The sequence below is a fragment of the Paenibacillus pasadenensis genome (assembly GCF_002864175.1).
GTDB classification, from domain to species: domain Bacteria; phylum Bacillota; class Bacilli; order Paenibacillales; family Paenibacillaceae; genus Paenibacillus_O; species Paenibacillus_O pasadenensis.
The window spans coordinates 1204645-1228473 of the sequence record NZ_NFEZ01000003.1 but is presented as its reverse complement, the minus strand read 5'-3'; the positions used below and the strand labels follow the sequence as shown (position 1 = coordinate 1228473).

The window sequence follows — 23829 nt, the reverse complement described above, 5'->3', positions numbered from 1 at the left end:
GAACATGGCGTACAATTTCATCGGCAAGAGTACGGGAAGCACCCGTTCGCACAGGCAATACGCGAACAGGGGCTTTTTTGCTGTTTTTCAACACTCTGGATGACGGACCTCCATACTGGGATGGAAGGAAAATGCCGATAAAATAGGCTGGACCTGGCATGCCGCTGAGGCTGGCCGGATAATCGGGCACGTATCGCAATACCGCCATTAACGTCGAACCCAACGATATAACCCATCTATTAAGGAGATGTTTCTAATGAAAACAATCAAATTCGTTCTGAGCTGCGCGATCGCAGCCTCGATCCTTCCCTTCTCGCCCGCAGCGGGTAAGGCCGCCGCAACCGGGACAACTAGCGCCCCCGGCTTCAAAGATGTCAAATCGACCGACTGGTTCTATAGCTCGATTCAAAAGTTGACGGCCAACGGCCTTGTGAATGGATTCGAGGACGGAACTTTCCGGCCTCAAAAAGAAGTGAGCCGTGCTGAATTCATCAAGCTGGTAAGCGCAGCATTGAAGATCGAAACCGCTGCTCCAAGCGCCGGCGACGCCTGGTACAAACCTTACGTCACCGCCGCGGTCGAAGCCGGCATCCACAAGACGAACGATTTCAACGGAAACTGGACGCAGCCCATTACGCGTCAGGAAATGGCCCGGATAACGGTTCGTGCAGTCGAGGACCAGCTGCGCACCGGAACAACGACCGATCCTCAGCTGGTGTATGAGGCAACAAAGCGGGGCATCATTTCCGGCCTTTCCGGAGGTGAGCTGGGACTGAAAGAGAAATCGACCCGCGCTCAAGCGACCGTCATTATCGACCGCATCCTGACTCTGCTTGCCGGCGGCACGCTGCCGATGGACAAACGAGCCGCGTCTTATGCGGAAGTGGCGTACACGGGAACGAACGTCGAGACGATGTGGGGCGGGAAGTTCCGGCAGCTGCCGTTCAAGGCGAAAATTCGGAACTACATCAACGGGGAGTTCAAGCAAATCCTCATTCTGGATATGGATGACAAGAACAGTCCGTATCGGAGCTGGCTGCCGGACGGGACGTTAGGCAAGCTAGATCCTATGAAGTTGACCGGCATTGTAAAGTCTAATACTCAGGAATGGAAAAATGAGTATATGATGGCGTTCAGAATAGAACTCAGCAATACCAAGGTTGTGAAAAACTATTTCGATCAGTTTCGAGGCATGATCGGCGCACCTTACTTAATGTCTGCGGTGAATATCTCGACCCAAAAGACTCCATTTTCTACAGAACTGTATTTTAGACTAGACACCATCAACTCCAAGGAAGTTTGGGTGTTCTATGCGATTAAGAAAGAGAGAGTAGAACGAGCCCAAAAGTTTGATGCACCATTCTTTTATTTTGAAACCTACGGTAACGATCATTACCTGCTTTACTTAGGAAGTGAAGATGGAAGGATTTTTGGGGGGAAGAATGAATGAAAAGCAAACTAAGCGTTCTATTACTGCTTTCGTTTCTGGTATCCCTGACTGATCCCGGCGTGTGGCTCCTTCCATCCGCCGCTGCTGCAGATCCTAACACGGCAACGTTCACCGGAAATGGCGGCGGGTACCACAAGACTCCGATTGTTGAAGGCTTGCAGACCCAAGTCGTCAAGGCGTCCGGGAAGAAGGTCAAGTCCTGGTCCTTCACCATCAACGGAAATCCCAAAGGGCAGCTGGGCTCATACAACGAGAGCACTGGGAAGATCGAGCTTCCGCCCGTAAACGGGAAAGAAGTCCTGCTGTATGGAACAAGAGATTCCAGAATGTACTATGACATTTGGCGGAACTCCAGCGGAAAGCAATGGACGATGGCCGCAGAGGAGACGGGGCCGTATACATTTACAGCAGACCCATCCACCTATATGAATGGCGTCTCTCAATATCCGGGCGAAATTCCGGTTCGGGACAGCTCCGGCGCGACGATCGACGCCAGACTCCGCTACTCGGACGGTTCGGCAGCGGCTTGGTCCGATGCTCTAGGCGCACCCGAAGTGTTCATTCGGAAAGACACCGAAGATCCTGTCTCCTACGCCTTCATCGAGCCGAGCTCAGTCACAATTACCGGAGCTGTACCCCTCAACGGCCAGACGATAACCGCAACCGGTAAAGGAAAACCTGGCTACGGGTACGTCAAAGTCAGTCTTTTATTAGGCAGCAGTAACAATATGCAAGGAACTCACTGGGACCTCCTCCCCGGAGGCTCCGGCAACATCCAAGGCCGCCGCTACCCGCTCAACTCGACAACGACATGGGAGGCCAAGACATACAGCGTCGAGTATACGCTGACCGTCACCTACGAGCCGATCGACACATCCAAGCCCGACCTGGTCGCGGACAGCATCAGCGCGGCCGGAAAAATCGAGGTCGGAAAGGCTGCGACGTTCACGGCCAACTTCCACAACGAAGGCGTGGACATCGCGAAATCGTTCACCGTGAACGTGAAAGACGTCGGGACGGGAACCATCTTGAAGTCCGAAGCCGTTCCGTCGCTCAAAGCAGGAGCGAGCCGGTCGCTGACATTCACCAGCACCTTCACCTCCAACGCTGCCAAAACGTTCCGGCTGACGGTCGATTCGGCCAACACGATCGACGAAGCCAGCGAAACCAACAACACGGTTGACGAGACCTTCTCCCCGGGCGAAGCACCAACACCGACGCCAACGCCCAGCAAGGATTTCGGAGGAAACTTTGAAGTATCGCCCCCGTCCATCGACTATGGCGACAGCTTCACGCTTCACCCGAAAGATCCGGAATTCGGGCCATGCAAGTATCTGCGCCACATGTACACGTTCAAGCGCGGCTCCAGGGAAGGCGCGACGGGATGGTTCCACAGCTGGTCCGACACGACGATCGAGCGCAAAGACTACCCAAGCGCCATCAGCACCGGCTCGCATCAGGTCTACATGACCCTCATCACCGACTGCGGACAGAAGGAAATTGGACCGCGCCCGCTCGAGGTGAAAAATCCGCCGAATAATCGCCCTCCTTCTGGCAAGGCGGCTTTTGTTCGGCCCAGCAACCCCACGGTTCCCTTGACCTCCGTTATTGAAGGCGAGACCATGTATCTAGTCGTTCTGCATGATCCGTCCATCCCCTCTCCGTTTGATCCGGACGGCGATGAAGTGACGTTTGATGGATTTGATTTTGCAAACGGAAACAGCGCATGGATAAAGAGCCTGAAAGGAAGATATCCGGAAGGCAGCTGGGGCATGTACGAAATTCGCATGGATACGCCCGGTGTCCATACCGTGAAAGGCTTGCTCCGCGATCCGTTCGGAGCGACCGGCGAGGTTTCGGCTTTCATCAACGTCCAGTCTAAAGGCCCTATCCCCATCATCAAGTGCCCGGACGAAGTCATCGAGAACCACTACATACCAGACGCCTTGTTCGACTCCAGCAAAAGCTACAGCCCTGTCTTCGCTGCGATCGATCACAGCCGAGATGAATGGATGGGGAGGCAGTCTTCTTATGTAAACGGGACGCAGCAAAACATCACGGTCGAGGTCCAGCTGAACGTCTACGACGTCGAGGGGAGAAAATCAGAAAAGCCGGCCAGCTGCACGATCATCGTCAAGCCCGACCTGCCTCCGATCGCCAAGCTCGACGTGCCGAAGCTAGGGATACGGAACGAACCGAACGTCATTCTGAACAAGTCTTTCAGTCCGGACGGCGATCAGATCATGTCCGCAAACTACCGCTTCAAGTACGACGCGTTGAACAACGGCTTTCAGGACGATGCCTGGCAGACGATTGTCGGATCGAAGGAAAAGGTATCCTTCACGGCTCCTAGAGTCGGCAAGTACCTGTTCTGGACCGAGGTCACCGACGACTTCAACTTGAAGGACAATACGGATGACGAGCCGATCGAAAGCTACACGCTCAACATCGTCAACAACGCGCCGGAAGTCTCCTTCGACTTGAAGGGCAAGAATCCGCAGCCGGATCTCGATGCGAGCACGACGATCCGTCCGGAGAAAATGATTAATTGGCCCGTCTATGTAACGAACACGACCGAAACGGTATTTGATCGGTCGCGGCTTTGGAGCGTTGACGGAGGAAGCCTCATTGGCGGAGACGCCAAAAACTTCGGAGATGCCCAAAACAACACCTATTCCTTCATGCGCTTTGGCGGCGAAGTGGACCTGATTACCGGCACGAAGCCAAACAACGGCTTTGGCGCCAACGCCCTTTCCCCTTGGCGAGCGTTGACGAATACGGCCTATTTCAACGATTACTTAGCGGATGAGAACGGGCGGCAAATCGAGGCTTACAGCATCTCGTACACCCAATACAATGAAATTCCGAAAGTTCGGTCCAACAAGAAACATGTCATCTTCAGCATTGCTGATTATACAAACTACCAAGGTACGATGAAAATCTACGGATTGAATTCCAAGAAGCTCTCCCCTCTTGTCCAAGGCGATAATCCTTATGACTGGAAAGCCAAGAAATGGAGCAAAGGAAGTCCGTATGATTATGTCATCAACCTGGGTCCATTTTCACGGAAAATGACATGGGAGCTCTCCGGTCCATACTTGTACGTCGTTCTTTCCTCTACGGACGACGTCATCATCCGGCGTTACGATGCCGCGAACGGAACCCTCCTTCAAGAAACGACCGTGCCATCCCATATGAACCGGTTCACGGACAAAGTGAACTGGAACTTCAAGGATTGGGTCATTCACGCCACGACTTCTGGAAACGGCGTTGTCTTGAAAATGGAGAGAGATTTCAGCTCTGGCGGCAAAGACAACTACCAGGTCGGGAGCGCGTACGCGCACTTTGTTTCGGTCAGCCCCAACATGACCCTTACAACACTGGGCTCCATTCAAAGGCAGATGAACCGACCGACCCCTTGGGATCTTGCCGATTATCCATACCGGGCCGCGCCGGAGATGTACCTGGATCCCGAAGGAAACACCTACACCCTAGAAGGCTATGGGTATAAGCAAAACGAGTACCGGGACATGACCCTATTCTTCGATCTGACGATCAACAAATACGACAAGAACATGAATCTCATCTGGAGCCGATACTTATCCGAGCCAGACCAGCAGATGGCGCTGAACTCCAACTCAATCGGCATGTTCGCAGGGATGGGCGGCCATTACGGCTACAACCCGATGTGGATGAACACATTCGCAAACGAGCTTTATGTCGATGTTTATTTCATGGGAAGCGAGCCTTACCTCCCGACTCGAATGACAAAGGTCATCAACATGAAGTCAGGCGCTACGCTCCAGAATTTATCCAACTGGAATAACGCTACCTTCAACTGGGATGGATCTTCTCAGGGGACGGATTTCTCTACTCGGACAGCGGATGGATACATCACGAACTCCACGCCGTACGATCAAGGAAACTGCGCAGCAGACGGACAGGTCTACAATGCGAGCGGTTCCTTGGTGACCAGCTATCGCGGCTGCACTTTCTTCCGGGAATACGTTGGAGACGGATCGCTCTTCGCTCTGCAGCGCATCCCAAACGGCAACTCGAATCCGACCGCTATGATCTGGTTCAGCGCTGGCGCCCCATCGACAACGCCGCTCGTCAAGCAAGCCTTTACGAACGGCCAGTTCGTCTCGGACGTCTCGCTGAGCGACGCGGAAATGAAGTACAGCCAGCGCATGCTCGACGTTGATGTAGACCAAGAAGCGATGGGCTTCAGCTTCCACATGCAAGACCCAAGGAACCGCTACGCTGTCGAAACAAACGGACACTCCTTGGATCTAGTAAAATACGTGAACGGCAATCGGACCGTGCTGCAGGCCGGCAGCTATCCGTTCGAATCGGACGTGAGCTATGGCTTCAAAGTGAAGACCGTCGGCAGCAAAATCGAGGTTTTCCTGAACAACATCCCAATCCTGTCGGCGACGGATGGCCAATTCCTCGAAGGCAAGTTCGGCTACTTCGCGAACAAGGCGTACGTCAGGTTCAGCGCCTTGACGTACAAGGCCGTCGACAGCAAGGTCGAATGGTCGGCTGACTACGCCATTTGGGACGAAGGAACGGCCAAGGCGGAAGTCCAATATGACAGCATCCAGTTCCTCGATCCGGAGAACGACCCGAAGGCCGGCTCGTACCGCTGGAGCTTCCAGCACACGCCGCGATTCCTCAACAACCAGGGCCTTTCGGTGCTGCACGGAAAAACGTTCGAGAGCGAGCAGCTCGCCTTCGACAAAGTCGGAGACTACCTCGTGCAGCTGCGGGCCCAGGACGATCCGCATCCGGACTACCGGTATCCGGACAATCGATTTGGCGAATACCGCAAGGAGAGCAATCCGTTCGTGAAAAAGGTGACGGTCCACCGCCGCCCGGTATCGCAGTATACGGTGACGCTATCCGGAGACGGAAAAGTCATCTGGACCGACAGCAGCTACGATCCGGACCGTTACGAAAGCCCGAGCAACTATTCGACCGAAGCGACCGGCATTGACTATCGGTTGACGCGAGGCATTCTGGAGAAGAAGTTCTACTACACGACGCCTTCGGGGGATACCTTCTACGAAAAGCTCGTGACGCCGCAAGAAAAAGGCATGTACGAAATCGGCATGGCCGTAAAGGATGAGTATGGCGCATGGTCGGCCTACACCGTCAAGACGCTCCATGTCACGGTGACGGGCGCGAACAATACGCCGCCCGTGCCTGGCTTCAACCAAAGCCATGTGAACACGTATCGGGGCGTGACGATCACGTTCGATTCCACCGCATGGGACAAGGAGGACGGCGGCCGCGAGAACCTGCCGCATACCTGGTACTTGCGGAATCGGACGACGAACGGAGCCGAGACGATCGCAAGCGGCAGCCGGACGAGCTGGCAGAAGAGCTTCAGCACGATCGGCACGTTTGAAATCCGCCAGCGCGTCGAAGACTCGCTTGGCGCCGAAGCGCAAATCACGAAGACCGTGACGATTCACAACCAGATCCCGTCCGCTCAAATCACTGTGCCGGCGAGCTCCGATCCGAATCAGCCGACCAAGCTGATCGAGTTCCGGCCGCTTTTCCTGTGGAGCTACTGGGACGCAGACAGCGACGAGCAGACTCGATACCAGCTTAGGATTTATCGCTACGGCGGCGAGCTGCTGCGGGATACGGACATTCGACCGGGCAAGGATCGCAGCTGGCGACCTACGACCGACCTTCCGGAAAAGGTCAACATGTATATTCAGGTCCGCGCCTACGACGGCTTCGATTGGAGCGCTTGGAGCGCGCCGAAGTATTTCTACCTCGAGACGAACCGCCCGCCGGTAGCGGACTTCGACTGGACGCCGAAGCCGGTCTACGAAGGCGACCCGATCCAGCTGCTCGACCGCTCGTCCGATCCGGACGGAGACGCGCTTACGGCGAAATGGACCGTGCTCGATCCGTCGGGCCGGACGAGCGTGCATGCGGATCCGCCGCTCCTTGAACGGTCCTTGCCCGGCACCTATCAGGTGACGCTGACGGTCAGCGACGGCAAGGCGGAAGCGACGGCGGCGAAGCCGATCCCGGTCGTGCCGCTTGGACTGAGCGCCGATGTCGGCCATACGGCGGACTGGAAGGAAATCCATGACCGGCTCGGCCACGAGACGGCGCAGCATCCGAAGGAGTTTTACGCCGGGGAGAAGTTGATCGTGCAAGGCTATCCGGTCCCGGCTCCGGTGCTGCAGGTGACGGCAAGCTTGACGGCCGGAGGCGGGCTGGACGCACGCTCCATCCTGAAGCCGGTGACGGCCGATCGCCATTATGCGGGCGAGCTGCATCACGCGCGGTGGGCGGACCTGTCGGATGGACTGGCCAAGGGCGACTATACGATCCGCTTCGAGGTCGTGTACCGCAACGGCACCCGCAAGACGGCGGACGTGCCGATCCGCATCATCGGCTCGGCGCTCGGCGCCGCGGGCGTGCACCGCAAGCAATAGCGGCAGCAAAAAAATAAAACGAAGCAAGCCTGCTCATCGCCGAATAGCGAAGGGCAGGCTTGCTTCGTTTTGAAAGCGGAAAAGCAGGCTATCGCCTATTGCTGCAAGCTCACTTTGCCGGAGGCGCGGTCGACTCGCGCACGACGAGCCGGGTCGGCAGCAGCGTCTCGGTGCGGGGGCGCGATGGATCGTCGAGCCGCCGGAGCAGCTGCTCGACCGCGCAGCTCGCATAGAGCGGCAGGTCGACATCGACCGTCGTGATCGGCGGCGTGGCGAGGCGCGACAGATAGCCGTTGTCGAAGCTGACGACCGACGCGTCGCCGGGCACGGACAGGCCGAGCTGCTGCAGGGCGGAGCTCGTCATGAAGCCATAGCCGTCGTTGACGCAGAACCAGGCGGTGGCGAGGCGGGCCGCCGGCTCCAGCCGCCGCCGCACCTCGTCGCTGTCCTCGGCGACATCGGTCAGCAGGCACGGCTCGGGCAGCTCGAGGCCGAGCTCCCAAGCGGCCAGCCGCACCCCCTCGAGCCGCTCGTAGTAGCTCGGGGAAAATTCGATGCTGCCGACGAAGCCGATGCGGCGATGTCCGAGTCCGTGCAGATGGCGCACCGCCTCGTAGGCGCTGAAGCGGTTGTTCGTCAGGATCGAGTCGGCGGCGAGCTCCGGATGATGATGGTCGATCAGCACGGCGGGAATGCCGGTGCCCAGGACGGCCTTCAGATAATCATTGGTGATGTGGGAGAGGATGAGCACGCCGTCGACGGTTTTCTGCTCGAGGAAAGCAGGCAGCTCCAGCGCTTCGGCCTCCCTCGGGCTGACGGACTGGATGACGAGCTCGCAGCCGCTTCGCTTCAGCTCCCGGTCGATGCTCAAATAGATGTCGCCGAAAAAGCCTTTTTTGGAAAAGGCGAAATCGGAGGCGAGCAGCGCGATCGTGCGCGACGCCGCCCCGGGCTCCGGCGACTGGCCTCGGCGGCTGTACGTGTAGCCCATCTCCTCGGCCGTCTTCTGGATGAGCTGCCGCGTCTCGTCGCTGACGCCGGCCTTGCCGGTCAGCGCTTGCGAGACGGAATTTTTGGAAAGATTAAGCCTGTCGGCAATCGCTTGCATCGTTACTTTCGTCTTCACGTTCGTCAACCCCTGTTACGGACTAGCTTCATTGTTCCGGTTGCGCGCCGGCCTGTCAAGGCAAGCGGGAGCTCGGACCCGGAACGGGCTGTCCTCTCCTCATTGTAACGTTACAAACTGTAAATGTAAATCAGATCATTCCGTTTACATAAAGCTGATCCATAAGTTTGTCACTTGACATGAACCGTTTTCAAGCCCATAATGGACCCCGTAACCCCTTACAATCAGCATTACTTTTATCATGACAACTTTACAGAAATCATGACAACTTAAAGGGAGGCACAACAAAGATGAAAAAGAGAGTCCCTATGGTCCTGTCCGTCGCGCTGATGGCCGGCTTGCTGTCGGCCTGCTCCACCGGCCAAGGCGGCCAGACCGGAAGCGAAGGCGGAGGAGAGTCGTCGGACGGCGTGACGACGATCGAATTCTGGGCTGCGCCGAACCCGACGCAGCAGGCGTTCTGGCAGGAGATGGCCGATGCGTACGAGGCGCAGAACGGCAAGGTGAAGATCAACGTCAGCGCGATCAAGGAATCGCCGACCTCGGAGGCGAGCATCCAGGCCGCGCTGGCGGCCAAGAGCGCGCCGACGATGTCCGAGAACATTAACCGCGGTTTCGCGGCCCAGCTGGCAAGCAGCCAGGCGCTCGTGCCGCTCGATACGCTGGAGGGCTTCGACGAGATCGTGCAGGGCCGCAGCATGACCCAGACGATCGAGCCGTGGACGTTCGCGGACGGCCACCAGTACGTGCTGCCGATCTACTCCAATCCGATGCTGTTCGGCTGGCGCCTCGACATCATCCGGGACCTCGGCTACAGCGAGCCGCCGCAGACGTACGGCGAGATCCTTGAGCTGACCAAGAAGCTCAAGGCCAAGCACGGCGACAAGAAATACCTGTGGGCCAAGCCGGATCTGGCCGACCCGACGGCGTGGAAGCGCTGGTTCGACTTCTACATGCTGTATGACGCGGCCTCCGGCGGCAACAAGTTCATCGAAGGCGACGCCTTCACCGGCGACGAGAAGGCGGGCGTCGAGGTGCTGTCGTTCGTGGACGACCTGCGCAAGGAGAAGGGGCTGCTCGCCCGCCAGGTGACCGACCCGTTCGAGAACGGCACGGGCGTCTTCACCGACGTCGGTCCGTGGACGTTCACGACCTGGGCGGAGAAGTATCCGAACCTGAAGTACAATGAGACGTACGCGCTGACGATGCCGCCGGTGCCGGACGGCATGGACCCGGCCGACAGCAAGACGTTCGCCGATACGAAAGGGCTCGTCGTGTACGCCTCGGCGACGAAGGAGCAGCAGGCGGCGGCGATCGACTTCATCCAGTGGGTGTACGGCGACGCCAACAACGACGCGGCCTGGTTCGAGAAGACGAACCTGCCTCCGGCGCGCGACGACCTGTCGACGAACGAGTCGTTCCAGGCGGTGCTGGACAAGAGCCCGCAGCTGAAGCCGTACGCGGAAAACGTGCCGAACGCCGTGCCGCCGATGGACAATGCGAAGTACAACGACCTCCAGACGATCATCGGCACGGAGGCGTTCAATAAAGTCGTCAAGGGCGAAATCGCCCCTGCGGAGGGCTGGGCGGCTATGAAGGCCGCGCTGGAGAAAGCCCTGGACTAAGGGAGGTCTTCTCGTCATGGACCAACGCAACAACAAGCTGGGCTGGCTGTTCGCCAGCCCTTACCTCATCTATTCGCTGCTGTTCTTCTTCATCCCGCTGATCTGGTCGATCTTCCTGTCCGTCACCGACTGGGATCTGATCGCGCCGACGTTCAACGTGGTCGGCTTCGAGAACTTCCTCGAGGCGCTGCGCTCGCCGAGCGTGCATGCGGCGTTCTGGAACACGTACAAGTTCATGATGATCTTCGTGCCGCTGGTGACGGCGCTGGCGATCGGAGTGGCCGTGCTCGTGCATGGACTGCCCCGGTTCAAGGGACTGTTCCTGATCGGCTTCTTCCTGCCCTACCTGAGCTCGGGCGTCGTCTCGGCGCTGATCGTCAAAGGACTGCTGTCCTACACGAGCCCGGTCAACGAGTTCCTGCGCGGCATCGGGCTGGACATCAACTGGCTCGGCTCGCCGCTGTCCGCGCTGTTCGTCGTCGGCCTCATCCTCGCCTGGAAGTTCACCGGCTATTATGCCCTCATCCTCACCTCGGGCCTGGAGAGCATCGACAAGGAAGTGTACGAGGCGGCCGCGATCGACGGCGTCAAGGACGGCCAGCGGTTCTGGCGGATCACGCTGCCGCTGCTGTATCCGTCGCTGTACACGACGCTCATCCTGGGCTTCGGCGTCACGTTCGGCATCTTCACCGAGGTGTACCAGCTGACGGGCGGCGGCCCGGGCAACGCGACGAACACCTGGCAGATGGAGATCTTCAAGCAGGCGTTCTCCAACATGCAGGTCGGCTACGCGTCGGCGGTCGCGCTGCTGGCATCGGTGGCGACGTTCATCTCGATCTTCGCCATCCGCAAAATTCTGGAGATATGGGGGAAGCGAAATGGTTGGGTCTAAACGCCGCAGCGGCTCGAGGCGAGCCATCCGCTATCTCCTCGCCCTCGCGCTCCTGCTCGTCATGGTGTATCCGTATCTGTACATGGTGCTGAGCTCGTTCGCGGACTGGACGCAGATCGACAAGCAGCTGCTGCCGACGAAGTTCACGACGAAGTCGTACGAATGGCTGTTCAGCGGCGGCGAGGCGGGCGTCACCCGGCCGTGGCTGAACGCGTTCCTGAACAGCGTCGTCGTCTCGGCGGCCTCGACCGCGCTGATGATGCTGTTCGGCATCATGGTCGCCTATGCGCTGTCCAAGCTGAACTTTTTCGGCCGCCATGCGATCAACAACTTCGTCCTGTTCCATATGTTCTTCCCGGCCATCATCCTGCTGGTGCCGACGTTCCTCATCATCCAGCGGGCCGGCCTGTACGACACCTATCTCGGCCTGATCGTGCCGAAGGCGGTCAGCCTGTGGGCGATCTTCATGTACACGAACTTCTTCAAGGCCGTGCCGTCGACGTTCATCGAAGCGGCCAAGCTCGACGGAGCGTCGGATCTGAAGATCATGTTCCGCATCATGCTGCCGATGTCGAAGTCGATCACGACGGTCATCTTCCTGTTCCTGCTCATGGAGCGGTGGACGGAGCTGCTGTGGGACATGATCGCGGTCAAGAGCGATTCGATGCTGACGCTGAACGTGCTGCTGTCGCAGATGTTCGGGCCGTACGGGTCGTATCCGGGTCCGCTCTACGCGGCCTCGACGATCCTCACGCTGCCGATCATCGTGCTGTTCCTGATCTTCAGCAAGAAGTTCCAGGAGGGCATGCAGTTCAGCCTGAAATAATCGTCCCGGCTCCGGCCGGGCTTCGCGGGAGGAGAATGGATTCATGAGCCAGCTGCAACCGGCTCCGGCGCCATGCGCCGAGCTGCTGAGAGAATATCGGGCCGCCGGCCCCGCCGCGCGCGAGCCGCGCCGCATCCCGTTCGCAGGCGTCGGCGGCAAGGACGTCTACAACATCGCCGCCCCGTTCGAGGACGAGGGCCGGACGGTTCTTCCCGGACGCGTCGAGTCGCGCGACAGCGAGCATTCCGACATCGTCTTTTTCGCCGAATCGGACGGCGCCTGGCTGCCGATCGAGGGAGCGCCGGTCCTGCGGCTGCAGGACCCGTTCCACAGCCGCATCGGCGGCGAGCTCGTCGTCGGCGGCGTGGAGGTCTTCCCGCATCCCGAGCGGGCCGGCGCGCTGATGTGGCGGACCGTGTTCTACCGGGGCCAAGGTCTCCGCGACCTGCGCCGCTTTTTCGAAGGGCCGGACGGCATGAAGGACATCCGCCTCGCGGAGCTTGCGGACGGGGGCGTCGGCGTGTTCACGCGACCTCAGGGAGAGAAGGGCGGCCGCGGCAAGATCGGCTACGTCCGCGTCGGCTCGCTGGACGGCCTGACGGTCCGGGCCATCGACGAAGCTCCGCTGCTCGAGGGACAGTTCGCCGAGGGCGAATGGGGCGGAGCCAACGAGACCCATCTCCTGCCGGGCGGCCGCATCGGCGTGCTCGGCCATATCGCCTGCTTCGATGAAGCGGGCGATCGCCACTACTATCCGATGGCGTTCGAGTTCGATCCGGCATCGGAGGCATGGAGCGGCCTGCGCCTGATCGGCGAGCGCCGCGACTTCCTGCCGGGCCCGGCCAAGCGGCCCGATCTGGAGGATGTCGTGTTCAGCGGCGGCCTGATCCGCGTCGGCGACGGCAGAGCCGTGCTATACGCGGGCATCAGCGACGCCGACGCGCAGACGCTGGACATTCCGGACCCGTTCGCCGGCCGGTAAGAGCCCGGGCGGCATGCAGCGAGAGCCTGCACAGCTTAGACCACGAAGGAGCTGCTACGCATGAATGTTTACCGATATGAGCAAAATCCGCTGGTGACGCCGGCCGACGTGAAGCCGCATCGCGACGATTTCGAGGTGATCGGCGCCTTCAACGCCGGGGTGGCGGAATACGGCGGGGAGGTCATCCTGCTGCTGCGCGTGGCGGAGCGGCCGGTCAGCCCGGATCCGTCCGTCGTGCTGGCCCCTGTCTATAACGTGGAGAAGGGCGAGCTCGACCTCGTTCCGATCCGCAAGGACGACGAGAGCTACGACTTCTCCGATCCGCGCGTCATCGTGCGGCGCGACCAGGCGCCGGCGTTCGAATACTTGACGTCGCTGTCGTACCTGCGCATCGCCCGCAGCCGCGACGGACGGAATTTCACGATCGACGACGAGCCGTTCATTTATCCGTCGCAGCCGCTGGAGAGCTTCGGCATCGAGGATCCGCGCATCACGCAGATCGGCGATACGTACTATATCTATTTCTCGGCGGTGTCGCCGGTCGGCATCGGCGAGTCGCTCGTCTCGACCAAGGACTTCAAGACCGTGGAGCATCACGGCATGATCTTCGGGCCGGACAACAAGGACGTGCTCATCTTCCCGGAGCGCATCGGCGGCAAGCATTACGCCCTGCACCGGCCGACGACCAAAAGCTGCGGCCGCCCGGAAATGTGGATCGCCGAGTCGGACAACCTGCTCTACTGGGGCAACCACCGGCATCTGATCGGGCTGCGCGACGGCATGTGGGACAGCGGCCGCATCGGCGGCGGCGCGGTGCCGATCCGCACGGACCGCGGCTGGCTGGAGCTGTACCATGGCGCGACCAAGGACCACCGCTACTGCATGGGCGCGGTGCTGCTCGACCTGGACGATCCGTCCCGGGTCGTCGCCCGCTCGGGCCGGCCGATCCTGGAGCCGGATGCGGCCTACGAGGCGGACGGCTTCTTCGGCGGCGTCGTGTTCTCGTGCGGCGCGCTGGTCGACGGCGATGTCGTCCGCATGTACTACGGCGCGGCCGATACGTCGATGGCCTGCGCCGAGCTCAGCCTCGCGGAGATTTTGGACAGCCTGGAGCCGGTCTGAGGCGATGGGGCGTCCGTCGCCGTCCTGCCGGGACGGCGGCGAGTCCCCGATCGGGCTGGACAGGGCGCAAGCCCAAAAAAGCATGGTTCCCTTTCAAGGGAGCCATGCTTTTTTGCTGTCTGCTCGCCGCGCCTCGGAGCATCCTCCAGACCAAGTCCGCCCGCCGATCCGCCGGCGGCCAAGCGGGACGGCCAAGCGGGAGCGGGCGCGCCTCGCTGAAGCGGCAGCCCGGCCTACGTGCCGAAGCGCTTGCGGTAGCCGCATTTGCGGCACAGCTCCTCGACCGCTTCGCGGCGGGAGAAGCCGTCGTACAGCTTTTGCGCGCGATCGCCCTGGATGATATCGGAGAAGCTCGCCTGATTGATGTTGCCGAGGTTGATGATGCCTTCGCCGTCGAGGCAGCAGGGCACGACGGTGCCGTTCGCCAGGATGGCGGCCTGGTTGCGCAGGCCGTGGCAGAAGCCTTTGCCGTCGTCCTCCTCGGCGTTCAGGTCGGGCCACTCGAACTCGTGGTCCTGGTTCAAGTAGAAGCGGTCGGCCAGCTTGAGCCCCGAGCCGCGCTTGAACTGCTCCTCGATCGGCTCCGTCAGGCCGAGCTCGCGCTCGATGATCGCCAGCACCTCGCGGTTGCGCTTCAGCTCCAGATTGGTCGCATTGTCCTTGCGCAGGTTCCAGAGGCGGAGCGAGAACAGGACGTCCGTCGACGCCAGCGCTTCCTGGATGAACGTCAGGATCGTCGTGACGTACGCTTCCTTGTCGGTGGAGCCGGCATGGCCGTCGAAGCTGTGCAGCGAGAAGTTCATCTGCCGCAGCGCCGGCTTGCCGAGCAGCTTGGCCTTGTTTTTTTCGATCAGCGTGCCGTTCGTCGTGATGTTCACCTTGAAGCCTTTGTCGTGGCTGATGTCGAGCAGCTGGTCGAGCTTCGGATGCAGCAGCGGCTCGCCTTTTACATGAAGGTAGACGGAATCCGTATAGGGCTTGATCTCGTCCAGCCGCTTGGCGAAGTCCTCGGGCTTCAGGAAGCTTTTTTCCCGCAGCGTCGGCGGACAGAAGTGGCAGGCCAAGTTGCAGACGCTCGTGATTTCGATATAGAATTTCTGGAATTTCTTCATCGGTGCGGGCCTCGATTCGGTGATGCGGGATGATGGCGGCGGCGTCTGCGAATGGATGAAAGGATGCAGAGCCCCCTCGTGTATCATACCATTTCGCGCGGCATTCGGCTCCTTCTCTTTGCTAATATTTTTGTCGATCAATGCCGATATATGTCGGTGGTCAACAGCATGCTTTAGGGGGAAACAACTTGGACATCAAACATCAACAACGTAAGCCTTGGCTGCAGCTGCTGCTCGCAGCCGCCTTGCTCTGCACCGGCTGGAACTTCGGCGCGGCATCTGCCTTGGCGGTGCCGCCGCAGCCCCAGGTCGTTTTTTCGGACAAAGTCGTGACGGAGAACGCGGTCGAGAACGGCACGTCGGCGGTCCTGAACGGGACGGTCGCGGACCAAGTCTATATGGGCCCGGATTACGAGCGGTTTTTCCTTGTCGACGAATATGTCGTTTCCGGAATTCCGCAGAACGGACAGAAGGTGCCGGCCGATCCGGCCGCCGCGGGCCTCGCGTTCCAAGGACAGATCAGCGGGCTGACGCCGGGCAAGTCGTATCAGTATTCCGCTTGCCTGCAAAAGGACGGCGAATCGGTTGCTCTTTGCGCGAATGCAGCTGCATTCCAAGCCTATCGGACGCTGTCGTGGTTCGAGCCGTTTGAACTCGATCTGCCGCGCAGCACGCCGCTGGACGAGGTGAAGAAGCTGATGCCGGAAACGGTGCGGGCTCATTTCACCGACGGCACTTCGGAGCTCTATCCGGTGTCTTGGAATCTCAATGCGTACGAGTGGGACAGCCGGCTGAGCGGATACAAGCAGTACGAGACCGGCGGCCAGATCATCATCCGCGGAGCGGCCGAGCTGCCGGACGGCAATACCGTCCGCTATGAAGAAATGGCGACGGATGACCCGCGCTTCATCATCAACATGCCGCTCATCGAGATGACCGGGGCGGCGCCGGTCGAGGATCGGACGGTCGTCGTCGGCACGACGCTGGCGCAGGCGAAGAGCAAGCTGCCGAAGCGGGTCGAGTTCAGCTTCGAGGATGGCGTCGAAGCGTTGCTGGACGTCAAGTGGGATTCGGGAACGCCGGCTTTCGACGGCGCCCGGAAAGGGACCTATCTGTTCAAGGGAACGCCGCTTTGTCCGAGGCTTGATCGCCGGGCAATGCCGGCGAGCGTCGAGCCGGGGGGCGATTCCTGCGAAGCGTTCGCCAATGCCGCCGAAGTCCAGGCGAGCGCCTACGTCCATGTCGTCGACTACAAGTGGCAGCTCGTCGGTCCGGCCGGCTTCACGCCGGAGCCCGGCAGCGAGCATCGCTTCTTCTACGATGCGGTCAACGTTCCTTACGTCGCCTTCTCTGATGCTTCTGCGGACGGAGCGCTGTCGGTCATGAAGATGGAGGGAGGCGTCTGGACCTATGTCGGCGCCCCAGGCTTCATCGGAAGCCATGTATCCAACGTCCAGGCGGCATTCAACAGCGTGAATCCCAATGATAAAAAGCTGTACGTTTCCTTCATCGACGGCGATGGCACCGTGAAGGCGGCGTCATACGAGGCAGGCAGCTGGACTTCCATGCCATCGGCCGGCTCGGCGCTGGCCGGGGAGCGTGGCGCGCTGGCAATGGGCATGGACTGGGACGGCCCGGTGCTCGTGTACGCGGATGCGGATGAAAACGGCAAAGCGACGATGAAAAAATGGGATAAAGGAAGCAAAGCGTGGAGCAGCTTCGGCACGCCGGGCTTCAGCGACGGCCGCGTCAGCGGCTTGTCGATCATCGATACGTTCGCCGCGTATTTTACCGTCAGCGCTTTTGAAAACGGCGTTCTGAACGTGTATGGCTATGTGTATTACCCCTCGATGAACTGGGAAAAGCTCAGCGGCGCGGCGGCGGCTTCTCCGGCCGGAAGCGCGCTCATTCCGTTCAAGTACAATTATGACTCGATGGCTCTGTCGATGGATGACAAAGGCGTCTCCGTCCTGATCTGGGATTGGAACAATCGGAAATGGTCCGCCTCCAATCTGCCGCCTGTGCTGGCGCAGCCGGCGAAGCTGGCGGACGTCGCGGTAGACGAGCAGGCAAAGGTTCTTTATGTCGCTTTTGAAGATCAAGGAAAAATTACGGTGCGCAAGCTGAACGGCTCCGAGTGGGTGACGGCGGGCGCCGCGCAGTTCACAGCCGGCGGCGCGTCCGAGCTGCGCCTGCAAATCATCGACGGCATCCCGCATGTGTCGATCGTCGACGACATGCACGGCGGCAAGCTGACCGTGCTGAACTATCGCGCCTGGTACGATCCGGCTGCAGTGACCGGCGCCGCCAGCGAAGTGGCGGAAACGTCGGCCCGCATCGAAGGCTCGGCGCAGGGAACGCTGTCGCGCCGCGGTATGGAATACCGCGAGCAGGCGGACGGAGCGGCATGGATCGTCATTGACGGCGGCCAAGGCCCGGGCAGCATCTCCGTCAAGCTGGACTCGCTCAAGCCGGGCACCGGGTATGAATTCCGCGCGTATGGGGACAGCCAGGAAGGCCGGATCTATGGCGACATCGCCGCCTTCCGCACGAAGGCGAAGCAGGAAACGGAAGTGCTGGAAACGAGCGGGCCGGCATGGACGCCGTCTCCGAGCGCGTCGCCGACGCCGACGGCAGCGCCGACGTCCACGCCGACGCCTGCTCCGACAGCAGGCGAATACAAAGCCTATATGAAGGGCTATCCGGACGGAAGCTTCTTGCCTCAAGGCAGTGTCACCCGCGCGGAAGTCGCGGCGATCCTGAGCCGCACGATGGATAAAAAGGCATCGGCAGCGACGGACGCCAAAAGTTTCAAGGACGTGCCCTCCGGCTTCTGGGCCGGCAAGGACATCGCCATTGTTGCCCGGCAAGGATGGATGAACGGCTCCGGCGACGGCAGCTTCCGTCCGGGCCGCGCCGTGACGCGCGCGGAGATGGCGCAGATTCTGCTCAACGTCTACGGCAAGCAAGAGCAGGCCGCCGCCGTGCCGAGCTACCCGGATGCGGCCGGCCACTGGGCGGCAGCGGCAATCGCTTCCGCAGAAGCCCGCGGCTGGCTGCCGGGCTATGCCGACGGCAAGTTCCATCCGAACCAGCCGCTGACGCGGGTGGAGACGGTTCGCCTGTTCAACTCCCTGCTTGGTCGCAGCGGCAACGCGCAGGCGAAGCAGGTGTGGACCGACGTCAAGCCGGGAGATGCCGACTTTGCCGACATCATGGCCGCATCGGTCGATTACCGCTTCTAGCCGAAACGCATCGGACGGGCGCGTGCGGATACGGCATCGCCTCTCCCTGTTCGGTCAGTTACGCTTCAAGAGCCAGGAGCCTGCGGGCTCCCGGCTCTTTTTCGATTCGGGCTCATCCCTCCGGCAGCTCCCGCAGCCGCCGATCCGGATCGGCGTGGATATGCGCGACGCCTTCGCGGCACAGGCCGTACGGCTCCCAGCGGCAGTCGCGGCAGATCGTCGCGATGTCGTCCGGCCGCACGCGCGCGGCGACGGCCTCGCAAATCGCGCCCCAGCTCCGGACGTCGCCGGGCTGCATGCCGACCAGTCCGGCAATCTCGGCGTCCTTGCGGTAGACGCTGGCATTTTCGCAATGCGAGGGCTGGTCGGCGGGAAACGCCGCGCAGACGGCATCCGGGCCGACGGTCAGCCGGATTGTCGTCTCCGGGTCCCGGCGCAGCCGTTCGTAGATGCCGGTCATGTTGGCGCAGAAGCCGTCGGAGTAGCCTTTGCCGCGATAGCCGAGCAGGCAGAGCAGATGATGGCCTCGGAGCTCGATGGGGGTCATGGGCAGTCCGCCTTTCCTGGATTAGTCAACTAAAACTATATCACAAGAGGTTGACTATGTGGCGGACGAAAGCCCGATGACAGCCAAGATAAAGCCTCCTGCCTGAGCCTTTAAGGCCGCTGGGAGGCTTTTTGCTTGTCGTCTTGAAAAACCAAGTTGACAACTTGGTTAACTTGTTTTATTCTTGCTTCAGGCTTCATTCAACCGTCGTTCATTCAATGGACGATCGTTCAACGAGCATTCATTATCTTATGGCCAAACTAATTTCGGCTGCCGACTGGACCGCCAGAGGCTCCCGCTCCTTCACCCGACCTCGGGGAAGGCACGGGAGCCTTTTTGCATCCATCCGCCGGTCCGAGGAAAGGAGCGGCATGAGCGACTCTAATGACAATCGCCAAGTTCCATCGCCAGCACCCGACCGCGAGGAGCTCAAGCTCGAAGCCGACTGGCTGTTCCGCAAGCTCGTCCGACGCTTCGTCAAGGAGCGCGACAAGATCGCGCTGGAGGGCGTCTCGCTGCCGGGGCTGCTCGTGCTCGGCACGATTTTGCAGGAGGGCGAGCAGCGGCTCGGCGAGCTGGCGGAGCGGCTGGACTTCACCTCCGGCGCGGTGACCGCCCTCTGCGACAAGCTGGAGAGCGCCGGCTACGCCGAGCGCAGGCGCAGCGCCTCCGACCGCCGCTCGATCGCGCTTGCGATCACGCCGGCCGGCCGCAAGCTGCTGGAGCGCACCCGCGAGGCGGGCGCCCATACGGTCGAGCTGCTGTTCGGCGGCCTCGGGCCAGCCGAGCTGGAGCTGCGCATCGAGCTGTTCCGCGAGCTGCTGCAGCGGCTGGACGGCTTCGCCGAGCGGGTGACGGAGCGGCACGAGCAGGCCTCCGCACGGGCTGCCGCACCGGATGCATCACCGTCCGCATCGCCGGCTCCCGTACCGGATGCATCGCCGTCCGCCTTGGCGGAGCCGCCGGCCAAGCCGGCCGCACCGCAGCGCCGCAGTCCTTTTATCGGCTACTGATCGCCTGCACCGCCACCATCCCCACACGACAAGGAGAATGAACATGGGACATCCGACGATCTATCCGACCGGCACGACGGTCTATCTGCCCGAGAAGGCCTGGAGCGGCTACACGATCTTCCAGGCGGCCGACACCGGCGCGCTGCTGATCGACATGAACGGCCGCGAGGTGCGGCTGTGGAAAGGGCTGCGGGGATTCCCGAACAAGCTGTTCCCCGGCGGCTATGTGCTCGGCAGCACGGCCGAGCGCGATCCGCGCTACGGCTTTCAGGACGAGAAGAATCTCGTGCAGGTCGACTGGGACGGCAACGTCGTCTGGAAATTCGACCGCTACGAATACATCGAGGATCCCGAGAACGCGCCGCAGTGGATGGCCCGCCAGCACCACGACTACCAGCGCGAGGGCAATCCGGTCGGCTACTACGCGCCGGGGCTGGAGCCGAAGACCGACTCCGGCCATACGATCATCCTGGCGCATAAAAACGTGACCAAGCCGGAAATTTCCGACAAGGAGCTGCTCGACGACACGATCATCGAGGTCGACTGGGAAGGCAACGTCGTCTGGGAATGGGCGGTCAGCGACCACTTCGAGGAGCTCGGCTTCGACGAGGCGGCGCGCGAAGCGCTGCGCCGGGACCCGAACACCCGCGGCTTCGGCACGTTCGCCGGCGACTGGATGCACATCAACTCGGCGTCGGTCCTCGGCCCGAACAAGCACTATGACGCGGGCGACGAGCGGTTCCATCCGGACAACATCATCTGGGACGCGCGAGAGACGAACATCACGGCCATCATCGACAAGAAGACCGGCGGCATCGTCTGGAAGCTCGGCCCGGACTACTCCGGCGAGCTGGCGCATATCGGCTGGATCATCGGCCAGCATCACGCCCATCTCATCCCGCAGGGGCTGCCGGGCGAAGGCAACATCCTTCTCTTCGACAACGGCGGCTGGGGCGGCTACGGCGCGCCGAACGCCGAGGCGCCGGACGGCGTGAAGGTCGCCCGCCGCGACCACTCGCGCATCCTGGAGATCAACCCGGTCACGCTGCAGATCGAGTGGCAGTACACGCCGACCGAGGCTGGCTTCCAGGCCCCGCTCGACTCGTACCGGTTCTACAGCCCGTACATCAGCAGCGCGCAGCGGCTGCCGAACGGCAACACGCTCATCACCGAGGGCGCGGACGGCCGCATCTTCGAGGTGACGCGCGAGCATGAGCTCGTCTGGGAGTACATCTCCCCTTATAAAAACAAGCGCAACTCCAACATGGTGTACCGCGCCTACCGCGCGCCGTACGAGTGGGCGCCGCAGGCGGAGCGTCCGGTCGAGACGGCGATCGAGCCGCTCGACGTCGCGGACTTCCGGCTGCCGGGGGCGGCGGGACGCGGACCGGCGGCCGTCGTCGAGGTCGAGGGCACGGCCGAGTACGGCGAAGGCGCGCTATGCGTCGCCCGCATCGACGAGACGATCGCCAAGGAAGAGGCAAAGGAGCAGGATCCGACATGAGAATCCGACTGAACCGGCTGGCGGGGACGCTCGCCGCAGCCGCGCTCTTCGTGCTGCTGCTGTCCGGCTGCGGCAGCGAGGCCGAGGGCAGCGGCGTCGACAAGGTGAAGCTGAAGATCGCCGACATCTCCACGAACATCACGTTCCGCGTCGCGCTGGAGAAGGGCTTTTTCGAGAAGCATGGCGTGGACGCCGAGCTCGTGACGTTCGCGACGCCGGCCGAGGGCGTGAACTCGCTGTTCATCAAGCAGGTCGACGTCGCCTTCGGCGCGGACTTCCCGCTGCTGAACGCGGTGAGCAAGGGCGATTATGCGATCTTCGCCTCCTCCGGCACGGCGACGGATCTGAGCGCGAGCGACTGGAAGCTGTTCGTGCGGCCGGACGTGAAGAGCGGCGCCGATCTGAAGGGCCGGAGCTTGAGCTTCCTGCGGGGCACGTTCCTGCCTTACCTGTGGGACGTCTATCTGGGGGAGCAGGGGCTGAAGCTGGACGACGTCAAGCTGATCGGCCAGGGCGGTCTCGACGAGGCGTACGTGGCGCTGCGCAAGGGCGAGATCGACGCGGTCTGGGTATTCGGCGCGATCAACCACGAGAAATTCTCCGCGATCGAAGGCGTCCATGAGCTGAGCGACATGTCCAAGACGCCGGTCCGGCTCGGCACCGGGCTGATCGCTACGAACGAGCTGCTGCAAAAGGAACCCGAGGCGGTGACCGGATTCCTGAAAGCTCTCGACGAAGCGTCGTCCTACGCCCAGGCGAATCCGGACGAGACGGCGGACATCCTTTACAAGACGGTCAAGCAGCCGCGGGAAGCGACGCTCAAGGACTTGCCGAAAAACCCGTGGAGCATCGGCTTCACCGACAAAGCCTACGAAGGGCTGAAAAGCCAGAAGAAGTACATGGTCGACAATGGCATCATCCAGCAGGACTTCGACCTGGACGGCAAGCTGAAGCTGGATCTCGTGCGGGCGGCATTCCCGGACCGCGTGATCGAATTGAAGGAATAGAGGAGGCGATGGGCGATGGGTACGGCGATGAGGAAGGCGCAGGGGCAGGCAGCGGAGGAAGCGGCCGAGAGAAGGGCGGCGAAGGCGGCAGCGATGAGGACGGCGCGGACGTCGGAGCCGGCAGCGGCGCAGCAGCGGCAAGCGGCGGAGGCGGGCCATGAGATCGACATCCAGCAGCTGAGCAAGAGCTACCCGCATGCGGGGGGAGGCGAGCCGCAGGAAATCCTCCGCGAGGTCGATCTGACGGTGCGGAGCGGGGAGTTCTTCATCCTGCTCGGCCCGAGCGGCTGCGGCAAGTCGACGCTGCTCGGCCTCATCGCCGGCTTCGTCGCCAAGACGAGCGGCCGGCTGCGCGTCGGCGAGCGCGAGGTGGAGCGGCCGGGGCCGGACCGGGCGGTCGTGTTCCAGCAGGCGGATTCGTCGCTGTTTCCGTGGCTGACGGTGCGCGAGAACGTCGAGTTCGGGCTGCGCATGAAAAAGACGAAGGCGCCGGAGCGCCGCGCCATCTCGGACCGGTACATCGGGCTCGTCGGCCTGACGGGCCACGAGGACAAGTTTCCGCGCGAGCTGTCCGGCGGCATGAAGCAGCGCGTCCAGCTGGCGCGCGTGCTGGCCAACGATCCGGCGATCCTGCTCATGGACGAGCCGTTCGGAGCGCTCGACGCGATGACGCGCCGCACGATGCAGCGGGAGCTCGTGCGCATCTGGCGCGATACGGGCAAGACGGTCATCTTCGTCACCCATGACATCCAGGAGGCGCTGCTGCTCGGCGGGCGCATCGGCATCATGTCGCCCGGCCCGTCCTCGCGCATCAGCGACATCTACGACGTGGCGCTCGCCTATCCGCGCGACATCGCGGACCCGGCGTTCCATGAGCTGCATGCGCGCATCCAGGGGCATTTCGACGAATAGGG

General features: G+C 61.4%; 15 protein-coding genes. 12 read left to right on the top strand and 3 right to left on the bottom strand.

The window, feature by feature from the left end; all coding sequences use genetic code 11:
• Positions 1-256 precede the first annotated feature (256 nt).
• Both B8V81_RS08975 and B8V81_RS08970 read left to right on the top strand, forming a co-directional pair.
• Positions 257-1450, top strand: coding sequence for an S-layer homology domain-containing protein (locus B8V81_RS08975; RefSeq protein ID WP_180968407.1), 1194 nt, complete (start codon positions 257-259; stop codon positions 1448-1450).
• Positions 1447-7914, top strand: a complete 6468-nt coding sequence (locus B8V81_RS08970; RefSeq protein ID WP_101808183.1) for a CARDB domain-containing protein — start codon at positions 1447-1449, stop codon at positions 7912-7914. The genes B8V81_RS08975 and B8V81_RS08970 overlap by 4 nt, the downstream gene beginning before the upstream one ends.
• A gap of 109 nt (positions 7915-8023) precedes the next feature.
• On the opposite strand, the gene B8V81_RS08965 is transcribed toward B8V81_RS08970, so the two are convergent.
• Positions 8024-9040, bottom strand: a complete 1017-nt coding sequence (locus B8V81_RS08965) for a LacI family DNA-binding transcriptional regulator (RefSeq protein WP_101808182.1) — start codon at positions 9038-9040, stop codon at positions 8024-8026.
• 290 nt (positions 9041-9330) lie between these two features.
• Here B8V81_RS08965 and B8V81_RS08960 point away from each other — a divergent pair, with 290 nt between their 5' ends.
• From B8V81_RS08960 to B8V81_RS08940, 5 genes are read left to right on the top strand one after another with little or no spacing between them, the layout of a single operon-like run.
• Positions 9331-10665 carry an ABC transporter substrate-binding protein gene (locus tag B8V81_RS08960; protein WP_028598753.1) on the top strand — a complete coding sequence of 445 codons (1335 nt, stop codon included), beginning with the start codon at positions 9331-9333 and terminating at the stop codon, positions 10663-10665.
• A gap of 16 nt (positions 10666-10681) precedes the next feature.
• A complete protein-coding gene (locus B8V81_RS08955; protein WP_028598754.1) occupies positions 10682-11557 on the top strand; it encodes a carbohydrate ABC transporter permease in 876 nt (291 codons plus the stop codon).
• Positions 11544-12383 carry a carbohydrate ABC transporter permease gene (locus B8V81_RS08950; RefSeq protein ID WP_028598755.1) on the top strand — a complete coding sequence of 280 codons (840 nt, stop codon included), beginning with the start codon at positions 11544-11546 and terminating at the stop codon, positions 12381-12383. Before B8V81_RS08955 ends, B8V81_RS08950 begins: the two co-directional genes overlap by 14 nt.
• Positions 12384-12426: 43 nt before the next feature.
• A complete protein-coding gene (locus tag B8V81_RS08945; RefSeq protein ID WP_101808181.1) occupies positions 12427-13365 on the top strand; it encodes an MTP-1 family protein in 939 nt (312 codons plus the stop codon).
• 60 nt (positions 13366-13425) lie between these two features.
• Complete coding sequence (locus B8V81_RS08940) at positions 13426-14487, top strand: BtaManbiosPhlase (protein ID WP_101808180.1); 1062 nt, start codon at positions 13426-13428, stop codon at positions 14485-14487.
• Positions 14488-14720: 233 nt separating this feature from the next.
• Here the strand turns inward: B8V81_RS08940 and B8V81_RS08935 are convergent, their stop codons facing one another.
• Entirely contained in the window at positions 14721-15599 is an 879-nt protein-coding gene (locus B8V81_RS08935) for a radical SAM/SPASM domain-containing protein (protein ID WP_028598758.1), read from the bottom strand.
• 188 nt (positions 15600-15787) lie between these two features.
• On the opposite strand from B8V81_RS08935, the gene B8V81_RS08930 reads away from it, so the two are divergent.
• Positions 15788-18844: an S-layer homology domain-containing protein gene (locus B8V81_RS08930; RefSeq protein ID WP_180968406.1), complete on the top strand. Its 3057-nt coding sequence runs from the start codon at positions 15788-15790 to the stop codon at positions 18842-18844.
• Positions 18845-18956: 112 nt separating this feature from the next.
• Here the strand turns inward: B8V81_RS08930 and B8V81_RS08925 are convergent, their stop codons facing one another.
• On the bottom strand, positions 18957-19391 hold the full coding sequence (locus B8V81_RS08925; protein ID WP_101808178.1) for a DUF1284 domain-containing protein: 435 nt from the start codon (positions 19389-19391) through the stop codon (positions 18957-18959).
• A gap of 371 nt (positions 19392-19762) precedes the next feature.
• Here B8V81_RS08925 and B8V81_RS08920 point away from each other — a divergent pair, with 371 nt between their 5' ends.
• The 4 genes from B8V81_RS08920 to B8V81_RS08905 all read left to right on the top strand — a co-directional run bounded on the left by B8V81_RS08920 (position 19763) and on the right by B8V81_RS08905 (position 23827).
• Positions 19763-20404, top strand: coding sequence for a MarR family winged helix-turn-helix transcriptional regulator (locus B8V81_RS08920; protein ID WP_101808177.1), 642 nt, complete (start codon positions 19763-19765; stop codon positions 20402-20404).
• 43 nt (positions 20405-20447) lie between these two features.
• Positions 20448-21908: an aryl-sulfate sulfotransferase gene (locus B8V81_RS08915; RefSeq protein ID WP_101808176.1), complete on the top strand. Its 1461-nt coding sequence runs from the start codon at positions 20448-20450 to the stop codon at positions 21906-21908.
• Positions 21905-22915, top strand: coding sequence for an ABC transporter substrate-binding protein (locus B8V81_RS08910; RefSeq protein ID WP_180968405.1), 1011 nt, complete (start codon positions 21905-21907; stop codon positions 22913-22915). Before B8V81_RS08915 ends, B8V81_RS08910 begins: the two co-directional genes overlap by 4 nt.
• A 93-nt stretch (positions 22916-23008) precedes the next feature.
• Positions 23009-23827 (top strand): ABC transporter ATP-binding protein, encoded by an 819-nt coding sequence (locus B8V81_RS08905; RefSeq protein WP_101808258.1) that lies wholly within the window; start codon positions 23009-23011, stop codon positions 23825-23827.
• Positions 23828-23829: the final 2 nt, after the last annotated feature.